Below are 18,617 nucleotides of genomic sequence, written 5' to 3' on the forward strand. Positions count from 1 at the left end.
ATGAGAGTCATGGCACAGATGGCCATGGTCATGAACCTGGACAAGTGCATCGGCTGCCACACGTGCAGCGTCACGTGCAAGCAGGCGTGGACCAACCGTGGCGGCGTCGAGTACGCGTGGTTCAACAACGTCGAAACCCGCCCCGGACAGGGTTATCCGCGGCAGTACCAGGACCAGGAGAAGTGGAAGGGCGGCTGGACGCTGAACAAGCGCGGCAAGCTGACCCTCAAGTCCGGTTCGCGGTTCAAGCGGCTCCTGAACATCTTCGCGAACCCGGATCTGCCGACGATCGACGACTACTACGAGCCGTGGACGTACGACTACGACAACCTGCTCGCGTCGGCGCCGATGGACACCACGCCGGTCGCGCGACCGAAGTCGCTGCTCACCGGTGAGGACACCAAGGTCACGTGGGGCGCAAACTGGGACGACGACCTCGGCTCCGGCCCGGAACAGGTCGCCAAGGACCCGCTGCTTACGAAAGTGTCCGACAAGGTCAAGCTCGAGTTCGAGCAGACCTTCATGTTCTACCTGCCTCGGATCTGTGAGCACTGCCTGAACCCGGCCTGCGCCGCGTCCTGCCCGTCGGGCGCGATCTACAAGCGGTCCGAGGACGGCATCGTGCTGGTCGACCAGGACAAGTGCCGCGGCTGGCGGCAGTGCGTGACCGGCTGCCCGTACAAGAAGATCTACTTCAACCACAAGACCGGCAAGGCCGAGAAGTGCACGTTCTGCTACCCGCGGATCGAGGTCGGCATCCCGACGATCTGCTCGGAGACGTGCGTCGGCCGGCTGCGCTACATCGGCGTGATGCTGTACGACGCCGACGCCGTGCTCGACGCCGCGGCGGTGACCGACGACAAGGACCTGTATCCCTCGCAGCTGGGGGTGTTCCTCAACCCGCACGATCCCCGCGTGATCGCGGAGGCGGAGCGGGCGGGTATCTCGTCCGAGTTCATCGAGGCGGCGCAGAACTCGCCGGTGTACAAGCTGATCGTCGACTACCAGGTGGCGTTGCCGCTGCATCCGGAGTACCGGACGATGCCGATGGTCTGGTACATCCCGCCGCTGTCACCGATGGTGGAGGCACTGTCCGACACCGGTCACGACGGCGAGTCCGCCGACAACCTGTTCGGTGCGATCGACTCGCTGCGCATCCCGATCGAGTACCTCGCCGAGTTGTTCACCGCAGGCGAGATCGGCCCCGTACGGGCGTCCCTGCAACGGCTGGCGGCGATGCGGGCCCACATGCGCCAGGTGAACCTCGGTGAGTCGCTCAAACCCGAGGTCGCGGAGGCGGTTCGGCTCACGCCCGACGAGCTGACGGCGATGTACCGACTGCTCGCACTGGCCAAGTACGAGGACCGCTACGTCATCCCCACCGGAGCGGGCAGCGACGCGCACCGCCTCGACGCTCTCGCCACGGGCTGCAGCCTCGAGGACGAGGGCGGGCCCGGCATGGGCGGCCCCGGCGCGAGCGGACCGGGCATGACGGCGTTCGAGGTGATGGCGGACAAGTTCCATCTCGTCGGCGAGGACAGCAACGCCGCCGCCCCGGAGAACAAGGAACGCCGGATCAACCTCCTGAACTGGGACGGCAAGAGCACGGACGGCCTCGTCCCGGTCGGTTCCCGAGAGGAGTCGTGATGGGCGTGCTGAACCTGCGCAGGAACAGGCGCGCCGCACCGACCGTCGAATCGCTGGACGAGACCCAGCAGCGACTGGTCTGGCGCATCGCGGCCCTCGTGCTGGACTACCCGCACCAGCCGATGCTGGACCTGCTCGGCGACCTGCGCGCTGCCGCCGCACAGATCCCGGAACCGGCCGGACCCGACCTGCTCGCGTGCATCGACCACCTGCGCGAACAGGACCCGATCGCGCTCGCGGCCCGCTACGTCGAGACCTTCGACCTGCGGCGCCGGTCGAGTCTCCACCTGTCGTACTACGCGTACGGCGACACCCGGAACCGGGGAATGGCGTTGCTGCGCTTCAAGACCGCGTACCGCAATGCCGGACTCGAGCTGGGTGACCACGAGCTCCCCGACTTCCTGCCGGTGGTCCTGGAGTTCGCCGCGACCACCGACCCGGTCCGCGGGCGGCGTCTGCTCGTCACGCATCGCGCCGTCGTCGAGGTTCTCCGACTGTCGTTGCACGACAGCGGATCGCCGTACGCGAGCGTCCTCGACGCGATCTGTGCGACCCTCCCCGACCTCGACACCGAGGACCGGGCCCAGGTCGCGAAGCTGGCCGCGGAAGGTCCCCCCGAGGACACCGTCGGTCTCGACACCTACGCGCTGGATCCGGCGCTGCACCCGCACGTGGACGACTACCCGTTCCCCACCCAGATCGGAGCCGCCCGGTGAGCAACCTGCTCTGGCTGACCCTCCCGTACATCGCCTTGACCTCGTTCGTCGTCGGTCACGTCTGGCGCTATCGCAAGGACCAGTTCGGGTGGACAACCCGGTCCTCGCAGATGTACGAGTCACGGTTGCTGCGCCTCGGCAGCCCGCTGTTCCACTTCGGCATCCTCGCGGTTCTCGCAGGACACGTCGGGGGCGTGCTGATTCCGGCGAGTTGGACCAACGCACTGGGCATTTCGGACGACGCCTACCACCTGATGGCGGTCGGGATGGGCGTGCCCGCCGGCCTCGCGACCGTCGCGGGCCTGGCGATTCTCGTCTACCGGAGGATCGCGGTGCCGAGCGTCCGGAAGGTGAGCACGACGAACGACAAGATCATGTACGTGATCTTCATCGTGGTCATCGCGACCGGCATGTACAACACGATGGGCGAGAACCTGATCCTGGGCCACTACGACTACCGCTCCACCGTGTCACCGTGGTTCCGCAGCCTGTTCTCGCTCAGCCCCCAGCCGGAGCTCATGGTCGGCGTTCCGTTGAGCTTCCAGCTGCACGGCCTGACGGTGCTCGCGCTGCTGGCGATCTGGCCGTACACCCGTCTCGTGCACGTGTTCAGCGCCCCGCTCGGGTACCTGGGCCGGCCGTACGTCGTGTACCGGAGCAAGGACCCGAAGCGCCCGGGAGGCAACCGCTACGACAGGGCCTGGGAGACCGCGAACCGCAGCCGTGCGTGAACAACAGATGTAGACACGGCTCAAAAGTGCGCATGCGCTGCGGGTATCCGTTAACTTCGTAGGTGGTTCGGGGATGTTTGCCCACGCCGGTGACCGGGTGCACGCCCCGCATCCGGGAAACAACCCAACGGATGAGGTGTTCATGGACGTCAGTCGCAGGGAACGTCGGATTCGTCGAAGTACCACCTTGTCGGCCCACGCGGGCCGACGCCGCTCCCGGGCACTGGCGGTCGCCGGTGTCGCTGCCCTCGTGGTGGGACTCGGAACCGGCACCGCCGGCGCCGTCGTCAACAACGCCAGCAGCATCGTCGACGGGTCCGACAACCTCGTCGAGGTCAGCCAGGGTGACACCTCGATCGTCGGGGTTCCGCCGCTGGACAGTTCACCGCTCAGCCGCGAGTTCTTCCACAGCGGCTACGCGGAAGCACGCATCAGCGGCCCGAGCGCAGGGTCGATGACAGGCAGCAAGATGTCCTTCGGGTACCAGGTCGGATACCCGATCGCCCTGGGCGGTGCCACAGTTCAGCTGAACACTCCCGGGCTCGGATTCGAGTCGGAGGGTACCGGCGCCATCGTCTTCGGCGAACTCCTCGGCGAACCAGACCTCGAGATCGGATTGGAGAGTCGAAACATGCTCGCGGGCGACATCATCCCGCAGCAGAATCTGATCTTCGAGCTCGAACCGGGCGGTATCACCGAGGTTCCGGTGGTCGACGGCAAGGAGTTCGACGGGTCCGTCGCGAAGATCCGGATCGGCAACATTCACGGCAGCGTGTCGGGTGCCATCGGTCCCGTCACCCTCCGGCCGTACGCAAAGGTCGAGCTCGCGTCGGGCGACATCGTGATGACGTACGGGGCCCCGGTCCCGATCTGATCCGCCGAACGACCACGACCGCGTCGGGCGGGGTCCAGCTCAGGACCCCGCCCGACGTGTGTGACACGACTCGCCCCCCGGGCCGGGTCGGCTGGGTCGGGGCCGCCGACTCCCCTACCCTGTCACGGTGAGCGAATCCGGCCCGGCACCCGACGACGACCCGTCGGCGCCTCTCGACACCCCGGCGGCGCCCGTCGACGCCGCCGACGACTTCGCCACCGCGGACCGGCTTCGCATGTTCGCGTTCGCGACGGCCGACAAGCGCACCGATTACCTACGCGTGCTGCGGGCCTTCGACCATGCCCGGACCCACTACGTCGTGCTGTTGCACGCGGCCGATGTTGCCGACACCCTGACCCGGATCGGGCAGCCCGCGCTCTCGGCGGCGGAGATCACCCCGCTGCTCGATCAGCTCCACCACTGGGGCGTGCTCGAACGCAGCTACGACGGATCTCGGGCCGCGACGCTGGCGGAGTACCGCAACCGGCACTTCGTGTACCAGTTCAGCCGCCTGGGTTACCAGGCGTTCCGGGCGGTCCGAGACGTGCTCGCACTCCGACTCGACGACGCCGCCCTCTCCCGGCTGGCGCTGCCGGACCTGCTGGCGGATCTGCACCGACTCGCGGAGGCGAACGGTCGCGGCGACGGCGAGCTGATCTACCGCACGCTGCGACGACTCGACGCCACGCTGTCCGACATGGCCGCCCGCGCCTCACAGTTCTATCTCACCCTCGGCGATCTGGTCCGAACCACGGAGATCACCCCGGAGGCGTTCCTCGCCCGCAAGGACGCCCTCCTGACCCACATGCGGGAGTTCGGCTCCGACCTCGCGCGGTACGCCCCGAAGCTGGCGTCGGCGATCGCCGACGTCGAGGAGTCCGGCATCCGTGACCTGCTCGAACGCGCAGCCATTGCCGACGAGCGACTGTTCCTGACCGTCTCGGAGCGGGAGGCGGACTGGGCGCAGCGATGGACCGGCCTGACCCAGTGGTTCGTCGCGTCGCCGGACGGTCCGAGCGAGTCCGACCGGCTCCGCGAAGGCACGATGGCCGCGATCTCGGCCGTCCTGTCCCTGCTGCGCCGTGTCACCGAGACCCGTCGTGGCGGCGTCAGCCGCGAGAGTCAGCTGCGGCACCTGGCCGGGTGGTTCGCCGGTGCACCCACCGAGGACGCCGCGCACGCGTTGTTCCAGGCCGTCTTCGACCTCGGCCGCCCTCGGCACCTGTCGACGGTGCACCCGGACGCCGACGTCGTTCCGGAGTCACGGTCGTGGTGGGACGCGCCTCCGGTGGAGATCTCCCGGACGCTCGCCGAAACGGGCAAACCGGCCGCAGCCGGCGCGCCGGGCCGGGTGCAGCGCAACGAGGCGAGCATCCGTCGACTGCGCGATGCGCAGCTGGCGGCGCAGCGGGCTCGGGCCGAGGCTGCCCGGTCCCTCGCCACGGGCGGCGCCTACGACCGCGTCCTCGGAGAGGAGGAGACCGACGTGCTGCTGGGCCTGCTGACCGCGGCGCTGACGGCCCGCGTCCCGGTCAGCGGTGTCGTGCGGGCGAGCACCGGTTCCGAGAACGGGGTCCGGCTCACCCTGTCCCCGAACGAGGAGTCGACGACGGTGGAGACGGCGCGGGGCCGGTTGCATCTGGACCGCCTCCGGGTGAGCGTCCAGTGAGGGCGGGGCACCTGTGGGCCCGGGACATCTCACCGCTGATGCTCGAGTCGTATCAGCGGGCGGCGCGGGTGATCCTCGCGAATCACCTGGTGACCACGACGTATCCGGATCCGCTTGCACTGCCGCTGCTGCGCCGGTGGACGACGGAGTTGCGCGACGACCTCCTGGAGCTGTTCGGCTACCGCCTCGAGGTGACCGAGACGACGGCACGGCTGTTCACCGCCGCGGACCGGCTCGATCCGACCACCCCCGCCACGTCCGGTGACCGGCCCTTCGACCGGCGCCGCTACGCGTATCTGGCGTTGGCGCTCGCCGCGCTGGGACGTGCCGGGAACCAGATCACGTTGTCGGAGCTGGCGGACCACGTCGCGGCGGAAGCCACCCAAGTCCCGGCGGTCGATCTGTCCACCGAGCGGTTCACGGACCGCAGCGCGCTCGTCGACGCGATCGGGTGGCTCACAGCACGCGGCGCCATCCGGCTCGCAGACGGCGACGCCTCGGGCTGGGCGTCGAATCCCGATGCGGGCGAAGCCCTCTACGACATCGACAGGTCGGTGGTGATCGCACTGTTCCGTCCGCCTCGGGCGCTGCAGCACCTGACGTCGGTGCGTGGCCTGCTCGCCGTGGCCGACGAGGCGGGCACCACCCGTGAGACGGCGCGCCGGGTGCGCCGCGCACTGGTGCAGCATCCGGTGGTGTACGCGGACGACCTCGACGACGACGAGCGGTTGCAGTTGGCGTTGCCCCGCACCGCCGCGGACGTCGCGCTGCTGACCGGTCTGGTCGTCGAGCGCCGTGCGGAGGGCATCGCGCTGATCGACCAGTCGGGCCGGCTCTCGGACATCAGATTTCCGGGAACGGGGACGATCGCGCAGGTCGCGTTGCTGCTCGCCGGTGAGATCGCGGACCGCGTCCAGGACCCGGACGCGCCCGCACCGCTCCGGATTCCGCTGCCGCAGGGCCGAACCGACGATCTGGCGGCTCAACTCGACACCGCGATCCCGGCAGCCGGAGTACTCGCGGAGCTCGCGGACGAAGCACCCGAGCCGCGGCCGAACACCCAGGAACCTCTTGTGACGTACCCGCTGATCGAGGACAGCTGGATCGACGACGCCGTCGCCGAACTCACCCGGCGCTTCGGACGCACGTTCGCGGCGCAATGGCAGGCCGACCCGGACGGCCTGCGGCGACGGTCGGTGGACCTGCTCGACGCACAGCGCCTGGTGCGGAAGGTCGACGGCGGGGTGCTGGTGCTCCCTGCGCTGGCCCGCTACCGAGGCGTCGTCGTCACCGTCCGTGAACGCGCCCTGCAACCCGACCTGCTGACCGAATCCTGAGGAATAGAGGCTGACTTCGCATGGCAAGTGCGCGTTTTCGACCAACCCGCGCCGGGATCGTCAATCTGTGGGACTACCGGGACCAGGAGTTCTCGTTCGCGGACGGCCGACTGGTCCTGCGTGGCCCCAACGGCTCCGGCAAGACCAAGGCCCTCGAGGTGCTGTTCCCGTTCGTCCTCGACGGGCGCATCGAACCACGCCGGCTGAACCCGTTCGCCGGTGAGGAGCGGACGATGAAGTCGAACCTGCTCTACCGCGGCGACGAGACCGCGCACTCGTACGTGTGGATGGAGTTCGCGCGAGGAAACGCATCCGATCCGGAGGCCGTGACCGTCGGCATCGGCATGCGCGCGAGCCGCCAGAACGACAAGGTGACGCGCTGGCATTTCGTCGCCGACGGCCGGGTCGGTGTCGACTTCGCGCTCATCGGCGCCGGTGACCAGCCGTTGACGAAGAAGCAACTGGCCGAACAGATCGGTGCGGACGCGATCACGGACCGTCCCGTCGATCACCGGGCCGCGATCGATGCCCGCCTGTTCGGGCTGGGCGCCCAGCGGTACGACCAGTTGATCACGCTGATCCTCACACTCCGGCGACCGCAGCTGGCGAAGAACCTGGATCCGAAGGGGCTGTCGCAGGCGCTGACGGACGGGCTGCGTCCGATCGACGATCAGCTCGTCGTGGAGGCCGCGCGGTCGTTCAGCGACATGGAGGAGGTCGGCCGCGCACTGGAAGGCCTGACCGCAGCCGACCAGGCCACCCAGGACTTCGTCGCGGTGTACACGAAGTACCTGCGGCAGCAGGCGCGCACCGATGTCGAGCAGGTGACCCGAAGGTTCGAGTCGGTCGCTGCGGCCACGGCGGCGGTCACCGAATCCGTTGCCGCGCAGACCCACCAGCAGGACGAGCGGGCGGCGGCGGAGGAACGCATCGTCGCCGCCGAACGTGAGCTCGACCTCGCCCGCGCCGAGCTGGAGACCCTGCAGCGGTCCAGCGCCTACGAGGGCAAGCAGCAGCTCGACGACCTCGGAGCGGTCGTGGCGGACCTGCGCCGCTCGACCGATCAGCAGGCGGACAAGTCGGCGAAGGCGCAGGCGAGCCTGGCGCAGCGCGCCGACGAGGCGGCGCAGTCGCAGGCGCGGGTCACCCGCGCCACCGAGGCCGTCGCCCGCGCGGAAGACGAGCTGCAGGAAGCGGCTGGTGATGCGGGAATCACGTGGACGGCGCTGCCGGACACCGCTCGGGGAGACCAGATCACGTCGGCGGTCCGGGGGCATGCCGAGGAGCGTTCCGGTGACGTGCGTGCGGTGCGAGACGCACTGACCGCTGTCGAGCGGGCCGGCGCCGAGCGCTCTCGCGCCGACCGGGCAGCGGACCGGGGCCGGGAACAACTCGAGGCCGCGACCGCAGCCGTGAAGGAGGCCGAGGCCGCGACCGCACTTGCCCGGACCGAATGCCAGGGTGCATTGCGCCGCTGGTGGGCGGCGAACTCGTCGCTGTACGCCCGGATCGGCGTGTCGAGCTCGATGTTCGTCGCACTGCACGACGCGGTACCGACCATCGGCGCAGACGAGGCCGCGGGTTTCCCGGAGATCCTCGCGGAGCACACAGCGGACCCCCTCGACGCCGTGCGCGCTCGCCGCCGCGACGCCGAACAGGCTGCGGCGCAGTCCGCGGCCGCGCGCACCGAGTTCGCCGCGGATCGGGACCGGATCGCAGCCGAACACGACGACGCGCCGCCCGCGCATCCCGCCCGCACCGGTGACCGCTCCGGGCCGGCCGGGGCACCGTTGTGGCGGTTGGTGCGGTTCGCCGACGACGTCGACGCCGCGGCGGCGGCCGGGATCGAGGCGGCGCTGGAGGCCGCGAACATCCTCGACGGCTGGGTGCCGGCGGGCGACCTGCCGGAGTCGGGATCGGACCTGTTCCTGGTGCCACTGCCCGCGGGCGAACGACCGAGCGGCCGCACACTCGCGGACGTCCTCGTCGTGGAGCCGGATGCCGGGGTGCCCGAGTCCCGGGTCGCGGACCTGCTGTCCTCGATTGCACTGCAGGGCGATTCGGGCGCGGCCGGGGTCGTCGCGGTCGGCACCGACGGTCGTTTCCGACAGGGCGTGCAGGTCGGCGCCCACACGAAGCCCGACGCGGAGTTCATCGGCGCGACCGCCCGCGGGCGGCGCCGCGAACTGCGGCTCGCCGAGCTGGACGCCGCGGTCGAACAGGCCGAGGCCGACCGGACCGCCGCGTTGGCCGACCATGCGGAGGCATCCGAGCTGCTGGCCGCACTCACCGCGTCGGGCAAGGCCCTCCCCCGGCCCACGAGTGTGCTGACCGCCCAGCGCGGCGTCGCCGAGGCGGCAGGCGCCCTCCGCACCCGCGACGAGGCCGCGGCAGCTGCCCAACGCGAACTGGACCAAGCCATCGCCGAGCTGTCCGCGCAGGAACGCGCGCTTCGGGAGGCCGCCGTCCGGCATCGTGTCACCGACCCGGAGCGAGGACTCGACGCGCTGACCGCGGCGATCCGGCACTTCGAGACGGCGGGCGACGACGTCGTACGCTGCCGACGCGACCGGGAGAAGGACATCGAGCGCAGCCGCGAGGCCGACGACCGGCACGCCGAGGCCAGTGACGTCGCCGAGGAGTTCGCGGAGGAGACGGCCGCCGCGCAGGAGAAGCTGGAGCAGCAGGTGCAGCGGCTCGCGACTCTGAGGGAGGCCCTCGGCGCGAGCGCCGACGACATCGACGCCGACATCGACCGGGCGCGGGCCCGGATCGACGCCGCAACGGCCGAACAGCGCGCCGCACGCAAGGCGGGCGACGTCGCGGTCGAGGCGATCGGCAAGGCGGCGGGCGCGTACGGAGCCGCGGTCGAGGCGTTGCGGTCCGCGCTCACCGAAACCCGCTCGGACACCGCGCGTCTCGCGCCCTATGCGCGACGTGACCTGCTCGATCTGCTCGGCGTCGCCGGCACTCACACCTGGCCTGCCTCGGACGCGGCCTGGCTGAGCACCGATCAGCTCGTGTACCGGATCGAGAGCGAACCCGACATGCAGGCGCCCGTGGCGCCGGTCGACGTGGCTGCTCTGCACGCCGCACTCGACGACGCCACGGCCGACGTGAAGGTGTCCGAGGGGGCGGGCAAGTCGGTGCGTTCCGCACTGACCGGAGCCCTCCAGGAGTTCGACGCCCGCCTCGCGGCCGCGGGACAGGACCACCGGCTGCGCTGGGACGCGGCGGACGGCGTCACCACGGTGTCCGTGCAGCACGACCAGGGGCACTCGTCGATCTCCGACTTCGCCGCGATGATCGCCCGTAGCCGCGACGACCAGCAGCAACTGCTCACCGATTCGGAGCGGCGGATCCTCGAGGACGCCCTGCTCACCGGGCTGGCGCAACAGATCCACGAGCGGACCGTCGACGCGCGTGACCTGATCTCACAGATGGCATCCGAGATGCGGGGGCGGCGGATGTCGTCCGGCAACACCATCGGCGTGCACTGGGTGCTCGCCGACAACGTCGACGACGGGTCCCGCGCGGTGTCGAAGCTGCTGGACCGCGACCCGTCGGCGCTCGGGCCCGACGAGCTCGCCGCGATCCGTGCGCATTTCGCGAATCGGATCCGGGCTCTGCGGGCCGCGCACCCGGAACGCGCGTACCCGGAGATCCTCACCGAGGCCCTCGACTACCGCCGCTGGCGGGTGTTCTCGTTCACCCTGATCGGCGGGGACGGCAGCGAGGACAAGCTGACCGTCGCGCGGCACGGGGCGCTGTCGGGTGGTGAGCAGTCGGTGTCGCTGCACCTGCCGCTGTTCGCGGCCGCACACGTGATGCTGTCGTCCGCGGATCCGCACGCTCCGCGACTGCTGGGCCTCGACGAGGCCTTCGCCGGCGTCGACGACAACGGCCGCAGCGAACTCCTCGGCATGAGCGTGCAGTTCGACCTCGACCTCTTCATGACCGGTTACGACCTGTGGGTCACCTACGCCGACGTTCCCGGCTGCGCGCACTACGACCTGTCGCACTCCACCCCGGAGCACTCCGTCAGCGCGACGCTGATGGTGTGGGACGGCGGCATGCTGATGCAGGAGCACGACGGTACCGACCTGACGAAGGCGCTCGGATCGCCCGGCCGCCGCAAGATGCTCGAGCCGGGCGGCCTCGAGTTCGCGGAGGTGTAGCGGCGCCGGACGGCCGGGTCAGCCGGACCCGAGTTCGGGATGCCGCCGCACCAGTTCAGCTTGGACACGTCGCAGCGACGCGATCTCGCCCTCGACGGCGGCGAGGTCACGAGTCCTTCGTGCCAGCCGCCCCTGGAGTTCGCGCACCTCGACGGCGAGTTCGTCCCGTGCCAGGGTCAGGCGGGCTATCTCCTCGGAAGCCGGAGTCGTCATCTCCATCCGTCGACTGTATGTCGCAACCATGTCAGAAGGGCGGCGGTTCGCCGTCGTCCGGTGCCAATGTGTTGCAAGTACCTCGCCCACCCACGACACGGGGTCGTGGTGGCGCGAGGTCCGCGGCCCCGACAGCGCCACCGGGCAGAGTCACTCTCGTACTGCCGAGAGTCGAGGTCCATAGGAGTGCGTGCCCGCCGACACCTGGTCCACCGAGCGTCACCGCCCTCCAGTGCCCCAGCGTCTTGAGTTGGTGATGGAAGGCGCACAGGCACTGCAGGTTCGACACGATCGGCCACCCGCCGACGACAGGGTTTCGCGCCGAGTATTCGACGATGTGGTCGAGTTGACATTGTGCGGCCGGCCGGTGACAACCGGGGAATCGACAGTGTCGGTCGCGTGCCCGCACCAGCGCCGCCGTCGACGCGTCTGGGCGGTAGGTCAGCGCACCGGGCGGCGGAGCCGAGAGGCCGCCGTGGCCGTCCCGGTGCGTACCGTTCACCAGCGCCGGATCAGACTGCACGGCAGCGAGAATCGACTCGGCCAGCGTCCCAACGCTTGCCGGTGGCGTCACAGGATCGATCAGGGGTGCCGCAGTCCGACGAGTTCCCCGCGCGAGGAACGACCGCACGTTCAAGTGTTGCGAGGACCGGTCGGCGACGTCCTTGAGGCCGAGCTCGCTCGCCAGGTCCACGAGTTCGACGAGCATCGCCTGCCACGTCCCCGAACCCGCCAGCCTGCGACCGAGTTCCGGATCGATCAACCCGTGACCGTGCAGGTACGCGGGTTCGGAGGCCAGGCCGAGCAGGGTCTGCACGTCGATCGTGATCTGGGTGAGTGGCGTCCTCCGCCCAGGCAACGCGGCCGACCCTTCGGCGGCGCAGTCGTCGCGGTCGCACCTGCACTGTAGGTACGGCTCACCGTGCACCAATCCCATCAGCGCGTCAACGGACTTCTCCTGTGCACCCCGATGATCACGGGCGCAGACCGTCCGGGTGAACTCGGCGATCAACTGCATCATCGCCTCTCCCTCGTCCGGTGAGACCGTCACCTCGACGCTCGCGCAACCTCGTCCGCGACGTGTGACGATCCGCCGCTGCCACGCCTGGACGGTCTCCCGCTGTTCGGCTGCCTCGTCGGGGCTGTACCGCTGGATCAACCGTTCGATCTCGGCCGCGAGCGGTCCCGGCGGCAACTGCCTCGCCGCTGCCACGATTCCGGGTTCGAGCGCCGCCACCGTCGTCGGTGCCAGCCCCACCGTTTCGCGACAGATCGCCCGCACTCGGGCGAGGTCCAGGTCTCCCGCCGCGAACGACGCGCGCGTCTTCGGCAGACGCAACTGCAGGTCGCAGCCGATCTCGGCGTACGACTGTGCGACCGTCTTCGAGCACCCCAGTCGCACTGCCAGTTCCGCGATCGCGGCGTTGCCGCAGTCGACGATCCGCCCCGATCCCAGCTCGGTGTCGCGCTCGATCCAGGACTCCCACAACGCACCTGCGGCCAGGACCTTTCGCGCCGCCGACCGGTTCTCGTCCCGCGCATGGGCGGCGACCTGGATCAGCAGTACGTCGTCACCCGGCGACAGCAGGTCGACGAGCTCGGTCGACCCGCGCCGCCGCGACCCGCCACCCCTCAACTCCACCCCAGATTCGAACATACATTCGACCCTAGTCGCCGCCACCGACAAGAAATGAGAAACTTCGGATCCGACCATGAACCCGTATCGCGGTGTGCGTGACCACCACCGCGAGATTCGACTCTGCCGACCAGGAGGGCACACGATGGACATCGAGCCGACTGTGCCGATCGGTGTCGACATCGCATTGGCGGCGATGGTGGTCGCGTGGGCGATCCTGACCGTCACCGCTGTCGTGTCCGTCCTTCGAGCCGACCACGACAGGTGGGGCGGGAAGTTCTGGTGGTCCGCACTCGTCGTGGCGCTCCCGATCCTCGGTGCACTCGCCTGGTTCGCGTTCGGCGCCCGCCGTCGCGAACCCGTCCGCTAGCGAGCAGCCGCACCGATTCCACCGGACCGATGCACGCCGCGCGGCTACCCTGAATCCCCAGGAGGCCGCGCATGCTGCACGTCACCTTCCTGGGCGAGCAGGCGATCATCGATTCGGAGACCGGCGATGCCGTCTCCGTGCCGCCGCGCGCGCTGACGCTTCTCGCGTTCCTCGTCGTCCATGCCGGGATGCCGCAGCCGCGGCATCGCCTCGCGTCGTTGTTCTGGCCGGACTCACCGGATGCTCAGGCGCTGACGAACCTCCGACGCGAACTGCACCATCTGAGGCGTTCCCTCGCGGACGCGCCGGATCTGGTGGTCTCGCCGACGGACCTGTGCTGGCGCGACGGCGACTGCGCGGTGGACGTACGCAACTTCGCAGCCGAGCACGCCGAAGCGGTCCACGCGGACGACGACTCCGGATTCGACGCACACGCGACGGCGGCGCTCGGCGCGTATCGGGGCGCGTTCCTGCCCGACTGCGACGACGACTGGGCCGACCCGGTCCGCACCGGACTCGAACAGGACTGCGTCGACCTGTGCGACCGCCTTGCCGCAGTGCGCAGGCGCGCGGGCGACCTGCGTGCGGCGGCCGAGCTGATGCGGCGTCGGATCCGGGAACGCCCCCTGGAGGAGACCGGCTACCGGACGCTGATGGAGGTTCAATTCGAGCTCGGCGACCGTTCCGGGGCGGTCCGTACCTATCACCATTGCGCAGCAGTGCTCGAACGCGAACTCGACGTCGAACCCGATCCGATGACCCGCGACGCCTTCGAACGACTGCTCGGCGACGGCGCCGCCGACACACCGCCGGTAGGCGGCGCCCGCGTCCCGGCACCGCCACTGATCGGGCGGGACGCCGCACTCGACACGCTCGCCAACGTGTGGACCCGCGCGTCGGCGGGCCGCGCCGAACTCGTGGTCGTCGCCGGCGATGCGGGTGTCGGGAAGACGCGACTGGTCGCCGACTTCGCACGCGGCGCCCGGAGACGCGGCGCGGTGGTCGCGGCGGCGCGGTGTTTCGCGGGGACGGGGCGGCTGCCCCTCGCACCGGTCGTGGACTGGCTGCGTGATCCCGTGCTGGGTGAGGCAGTGCGTCAGCTCGACCCCCAGTGGCGGTCTGCGGTGGACCTGCTGATGTCACCCGGGAGCGCCGGGCCCGACAGCGAGGGCGCGGCCGGGGCGTGGCGGCGGACCCGATTCGTGGAGGGCCTCGCTCGCGCGCTGGTCGCAGCCGCGCGGCCGACGCTGCTCGTCCTCGACGACGTCCAGTGGTGCGATGGCGACACCCTCGACGTGGTCCACTACCTCGTCGGGGCGCTTCCCCGCGCACCTGTGCTGATCGCCGCGACGCTGCGCAACGACGGGAGCGACGCGGCGCGACTGCTGGGACCGCTGACGACGGCGGCCCCCGTCACCACGGTCTCGCTCGGACCGTTGGACACGGCGGCGGCCGCAGCGCTGGCGGACGCTCTCGCCGGACGACCGCTGACCGCTCCCGAGCACGCCCTGCTGCTGGCTGGTACCGGCGGATTTCCCCTGCATCTCGTCGCCGCCATGCAGTCCGGTGTCGTGCCCGGGACCGGCGACGAACGCGCCGAACGTCTGCGGGACCTGTTCGGTTCGCGACTCGCGGCGCTCGGCCCGGACGCCGCAGCCGTGGTCACGCTCGCCGCCGCCGCGGGGCGCGACGTCAGCCTCGACCTGCTCGTGGAGGCAGGCGACCTCGATCCGGTCGCCACCGTGCGGGCGGTGGACGTTCTGTGGCGACAACGCATCCTGCGCGAGACGGGGCGCGGCTACGACTTCACCCACGATCTGCTGCGCGACGCCGCCTACCAGCGGATCAACCCACCGCAACGCTGGCTGCTGCACCGCAGACTCGCGCAGGGAATCGAGTTGTTGCACGGATCCGACCTCGACCCGTACAGCGCACAACTCGCCCGTCAGTACGATCGCGGCGGCCGTCCCGAGCGCGCGGTCCCCCACTATCTACGTGCCGCCGAACTCGCCACCGCCACATACGGTTACGCCGACGCGGTTCGCCTGAACCGGGCCGCCGTGACCGCGGTCCGAGCCCTTCCCGACAGCACCGACGCCCGGCGACACGAACTCGCCGCCCTCGAGGCGTCGGCGGCGCCGCTGACCGCCTCGCGCGGCTACGCCTCCCCGGACCTGCAGGCCGCACTCGAGCGGGCCGTCGACCTGGCGGAGCAATTGGGGCAGCGCGAGCAGTTGACCGCCGGCCTCGTCGGACTGTGGTCGTCCCGGTTCGTCCAGGGTCGCAACCTGGACGCCGAGCAGGTCGCGGCGCGTGCGCTGGCCGTCGCGGAGGCCACCGGCGACGGCGAGTCGGTGGGTGCGGCGCACTTCGCGTGCGGCGGATCCGCGGTCAGCCTCGCCCGCCCGGAGGAGGCGCTCACCCATTTCGACGCGGCCGATGCACTCACCCGCGGCGGGCGAACCCTGTGGGTGGGCGCCCGCTACGACGTGCACGGGCGGGCGTGGGCGGCGCACGCCCTGTGGATGTGCGACCGCCCGGACGACGCCCGCGCCGCCGCCGAGTCCGCCGTCGTCCTGGCGCGAACCGACGACCAGCCGTACACGCTGGCGGTCGCCCTGGCATACGGGGCGGTCACGCGGCAACTGCTCGGCGACTCCGACGCACTCGGTGACTCGGTCGCCGAGCTGGCGGATCTGTGTGACCGGTACGGATTCGCGTACTACCGGGAGTGGGGCATGGTGCTGGGCGGCTGGCTCCGGACCGATGCCGTCCTCGCAGCGGACGGCGTCGAGCGGCTCCGCTCGACCGGCGCGTTCGCACGGATGCCCTACTGGTTGTGGCTTCTCGCCGACATCCATGCCCGAGCCGGGCGGACAGGCAGTGCGCGGGCGATCCTGGACGCCGCGCTGACCGCCGCGCGCTCCCACACCGATCGTTGGTGGCTGCCGCAGATCGAACGCAGTCGCGACGACCTGAGCTGACGGACCGAACGCCACCCGAACGCTCACGCGAACGTTTCGCGAACGGCGCATTCCTAGCGTCGACGACATGACAACGACACCTGCCCTCGACCACACCGACCTGGCGGCCGCGATGCGCGGCCACGTCGTCACCCCCGACCACCCCGACTACGACGCCTCCCGCGCCGTCTACAACGCCATGATCGACCGGCGGCCGGCCCTGATCGCGTACTGCTGCGACGCCGCCGACGTCGTCTCGGCCGTGAACTTCGCTCGCGAGCACGGCATCGAACTCGCCGTCCGCGGCGGCGGCCACAACGCCGGGGGACTCGGCGTGTGGGACGGCGCCCTCGTCGTCGACCTCTCGGAGATGCGCAGTGTGACCGTCGACCCCGAGCACCACACCGTCCGCGTCGACGGCGGCTGCGTGTGGGGCGACGTCGACCACGCGACCGTCGCGTTCGGGATGGCGACCCCGTCCGGATTCCTCGCCTCCACCGGCGTCGGCGGTCTGACCCTCGGCGGCGGTATCGGCTACCTGTCGCGGCGTTTCGGTCTCACCGTCGACAATCTCCTCGGCGCGGACGTCGTCCTCGCCGACGGCACCTTCGTCCACACCGAAGCCGACCACCATCCGGACCTGTTCTGGGCGTTGCGGGGAGGCGGCGGCAACTTCGGCGTCGTCACCTCGTTCACGTTCCGCTGCCACGACATCGGCGAGAACGGTGTCGTGCTGGGCGGTCCGGTGTTCTACGACATCGCCGACACGGACGCCGTGATGCGCTGGTACCGCGAACTTCTGCCCGCGCTGCCCGAGGAACTCAGCGGCTGGATCGGGTTGCTGACGGTGCCGCCCGCGCCGCCGTTCCCGGAGGAACTGTGGGGCAGGCAGGCCTGCGGCATCGTGTGGTGCTACACCGGTCCGCACGACCGCGCCGACGAGATCCTCGAACCGATCCGCACCTTCGGCAATCCCCTGATGTACGGCGTGCACGACCTCCCGTTCACGGCGCTCCAGCAGGCGTTCGACGGGCTGTACCCGGCCGGGCTGCAATGGTATTGGCGGGCCGACTTCTTCGAGGAGATCTCCGACGACGCGATCGCGGTGCACGAGCGGTTCGGCGCGCAGCTGCCGACGGGCCACTCCACGATGCACATGTACCCGATCGACGGTGCCGCGTCCCGCGTGCCCGAGGGCGACACCGCCTTCGCCTACCGAGACGGCGGCTGGGCCGGGGTCATCGTCGGCGTCGACCCGGACCCCGCGAACGCGGGCGCGATCACGACATGGGCGAAGGACTACTGGACCGACCTGCATCCCACCTCCGCGGGCGGCGCATACGTCAACTTCCTCATGGACGAGGGCCAGGACCGGGTCCGCGCCGCGTATCGCGGCAACTACGAACGCCTGGCCCGCGTCAAGGGCGCATACGATCCGGGCAATCTGTTCCACGTCAACCAGAACATCGCTCCGGCATGAGGTTCCGGTCGGTGTCGGAGGCGATCTCTCCGGACAGTGGGAGCCGTCGGTGTCGCTGTGGTCGACGAGTTCGCCATGACCGGTCGGCGGGCGCCATCGCCAGGACCGCGCACTCGACACTGTCGAAGGTGTCTGTCCGGTCGCATCCGGTGGTCACGCGATCGTCGGCGCCACCGAGAACTCCTCGACGAGACTCCGGCAGAAGTCCGGGAGGTCTCGGGGGTTCCGGCTCGAGATCAGAGTGGTCGGCCCCTCACGACACACCACCACCTGCTCGTCCACCCAGTTGCCGCCCGCGTTTCGGATGTCGGTCCGCAGACTCGGCCACGACGTCACGGTCCGGCCGGCCAGGACTCCCGCCTCGACCAGTGTCCACGGGCCGTGGCAGATCACGGCGACTGGCTTGCCCGCATCGAAGAAGTCCCTGACGAATTGCACCGCCTCCCCCTGCATTCGGAGAAAGTCGGGGTTGGCGACGCCACCCGGCAGGACGAGCGCGTCGAAGTCGGCCGCGCCGACATCGCTCACGACCGCGTCGACTGGAAAGCTGTCGCCGCGGTCGAGGTGCCGAAACGCCTGGATGCTGCCGCTGTCGGTGGAGACCAGAACCGGCGATCCGCCGGCAGCGCGAACAGAGGCCCAGGGGTCGGTGAGCTCCACCTGTTCGGTGCCCTCTGGTGCTACGAGGAAGGCCACCTTCCTGTTACGCAGGGCGTCCGTCATGTCCACTCCTCTCTCGTGTCTGTGACCTGTACGGCACAGACACCGGTTACCCGCGAGAGGCACTCGGCAAACGCCGAGCA

13 protein-coding genes are annotated in these 18,617 nt (G+C 70.2%); 10 read left to right on the forward strand and 3 right to left on the reverse strand.

All coding sequences use genetic code 11. The features are described from left to right. From narH to ACFSJG_RS16210, 7 genes are all read left to right on the forward strand, one after another. Positions 1-1,647: a nitrate reductase subunit beta gene (narH, locus tag ACFSJG_RS16180; protein WP_378486252.1), complete on the forward strand. Its 1,647-nt coding sequence runs from the start codon at positions 1-3 to the stop codon at positions 1,645-1,647. Then, the gene (gene narJ, locus ACFSJG_RS16185) at positions 1,647-2,363 is read left to right on the forward strand and encodes a nitrate reductase molybdenum cofactor assembly chaperone (RefSeq protein WP_378486253.1); all 717 of its coding nucleotides are present in this window, start codon (positions 1,647-1,649) and stop codon (positions 2,361-2,363) included. The genes narH and narJ overlap by 1 nt, the downstream gene beginning before the upstream one ends. Beyond that, on the forward strand, positions 2,360-3,094 hold the full coding sequence (gene narI / locus ACFSJG_RS16190) for a respiratory nitrate reductase subunit gamma (RefSeq protein WP_378486254.1): 735 nt from the start codon (positions 2,360-2,362) through the stop codon (positions 3,092-3,094). The genes narJ and narI overlap by 4 nt, the downstream gene beginning before the upstream one ends. Before the next feature lie 142 nt (positions 3,095-3,236). Continuing rightward, positions 3,237-3,968, forward strand: coding sequence for an MspA family porin (locus tag ACFSJG_RS16195; RefSeq protein WP_378486255.1), 732 nt, complete (start codon positions 3,237-3,239; stop codon positions 3,966-3,968). Positions 3,969-4,203: 235 nt separating this feature from the next. Further along, positions 4,204-5,637 (forward strand): TIGR02677 family protein, encoded by a 1,434-nt coding sequence (locus ACFSJG_RS16200; protein WP_378486450.1) that lies wholly within the window; start codon positions 4,204-4,206, stop codon positions 5,635-5,637. Positions 5,638-5,648: 11 nt separating this feature from the next. After that, positions 5,649-6,974 carry a TIGR02678 family protein gene (locus ACFSJG_RS16205; protein ID WP_378486451.1) on the forward strand — a complete coding sequence of 442 codons (1,326 nt, stop codon included), beginning with the start codon at positions 5,649-5,651 and terminating at the stop codon, positions 6,972-6,974. 20 nt (positions 6,975-6,994) lie between these two features. Further along, positions 6,995-11,152, forward strand: a complete 4,158-nt coding sequence (locus ACFSJG_RS16210) for a TIGR02680 family protein (RefSeq protein ID WP_378486256.1) — start codon at positions 6,995-6,997, stop codon at positions 11,150-11,152. An 18-nt stretch (positions 11,153-11,170) separates the two neighbouring features. On the opposite strand, the gene ACFSJG_RS16215 is transcribed toward ACFSJG_RS16210, so the two are convergent. Then, on the reverse strand, positions 11,171-11,371 hold the full coding sequence (locus ACFSJG_RS16215) for a hypothetical protein (protein WP_378486257.1): 201 nt from the start codon (positions 11,369-11,371) through the stop codon (positions 11,171-11,173). Between the two features lie 25 nt (positions 11,372-11,396). Next, entirely contained in the window at positions 11,397-13,022 is a 1,626-nt protein-coding gene (locus ACFSJG_RS16220; protein ID WP_378486258.1) for an HNH endonuclease signature motif containing protein, read from the reverse strand. Between the two features lie 124 nt (positions 13,023-13,146). Between ACFSJG_RS16220 and ACFSJG_RS16225 the strand changes: the two genes are divergently transcribed. The 3 genes from ACFSJG_RS16225 to ACFSJG_RS16235 all read left to right on the forward strand — a co-directional run bounded on the left by ACFSJG_RS16225 (position 13,147) and on the right by ACFSJG_RS16235 (position 17,814). Further along, entirely contained in the window at positions 13,147-13,371 is a 225-nt protein-coding gene (locus ACFSJG_RS16225; RefSeq protein WP_378486259.1) for a PLD nuclease N-terminal domain-containing protein, read from the forward strand. Positions 13,372-13,442: 71 nt separating this feature from the next. Continuing rightward, positions 13,443-16,355, forward strand: coding sequence for an ATP-binding protein (locus ACFSJG_RS16230; protein ID WP_378486260.1), 2,913 nt, complete (start codon positions 13,443-13,445; stop codon positions 16,353-16,355). A 67-nt stretch (positions 16,356-16,422) separates the two neighbouring features. Continuing rightward, a complete protein-coding gene (locus ACFSJG_RS16235; RefSeq protein ID WP_378486261.1) occupies positions 16,423-17,814 on the forward strand; it encodes an FAD-binding oxidoreductase in 1,392 nt (463 codons plus the stop codon). Between the two features lie 153 nt (positions 17,815-17,967). Here the strand turns inward: ACFSJG_RS16235 and ACFSJG_RS16240 are convergent, their stop codons facing one another. Further along, positions 17,968-18,537 carry a type 1 glutamine amidotransferase domain-containing protein gene (locus ACFSJG_RS16240; protein ID WP_378486262.1) on the reverse strand — a complete coding sequence of 190 codons (570 nt, stop codon included), beginning with the start codon at positions 18,535-18,537 and terminating at the stop codon, positions 17,968-17,970. Between the last annotated feature and the right edge of the window lie 80 nt (positions 18,538-18,617).

It is taken from the genome of Rhodococcus gannanensis (assembly GCF_042681175.1).
GTDB classification, from domain to species: Bacteria; Actinomycetota; Actinomycetes; order Mycobacteriales; family Mycobacteriaceae; genus Rhodococcus_G; species Rhodococcus_G gannanensis.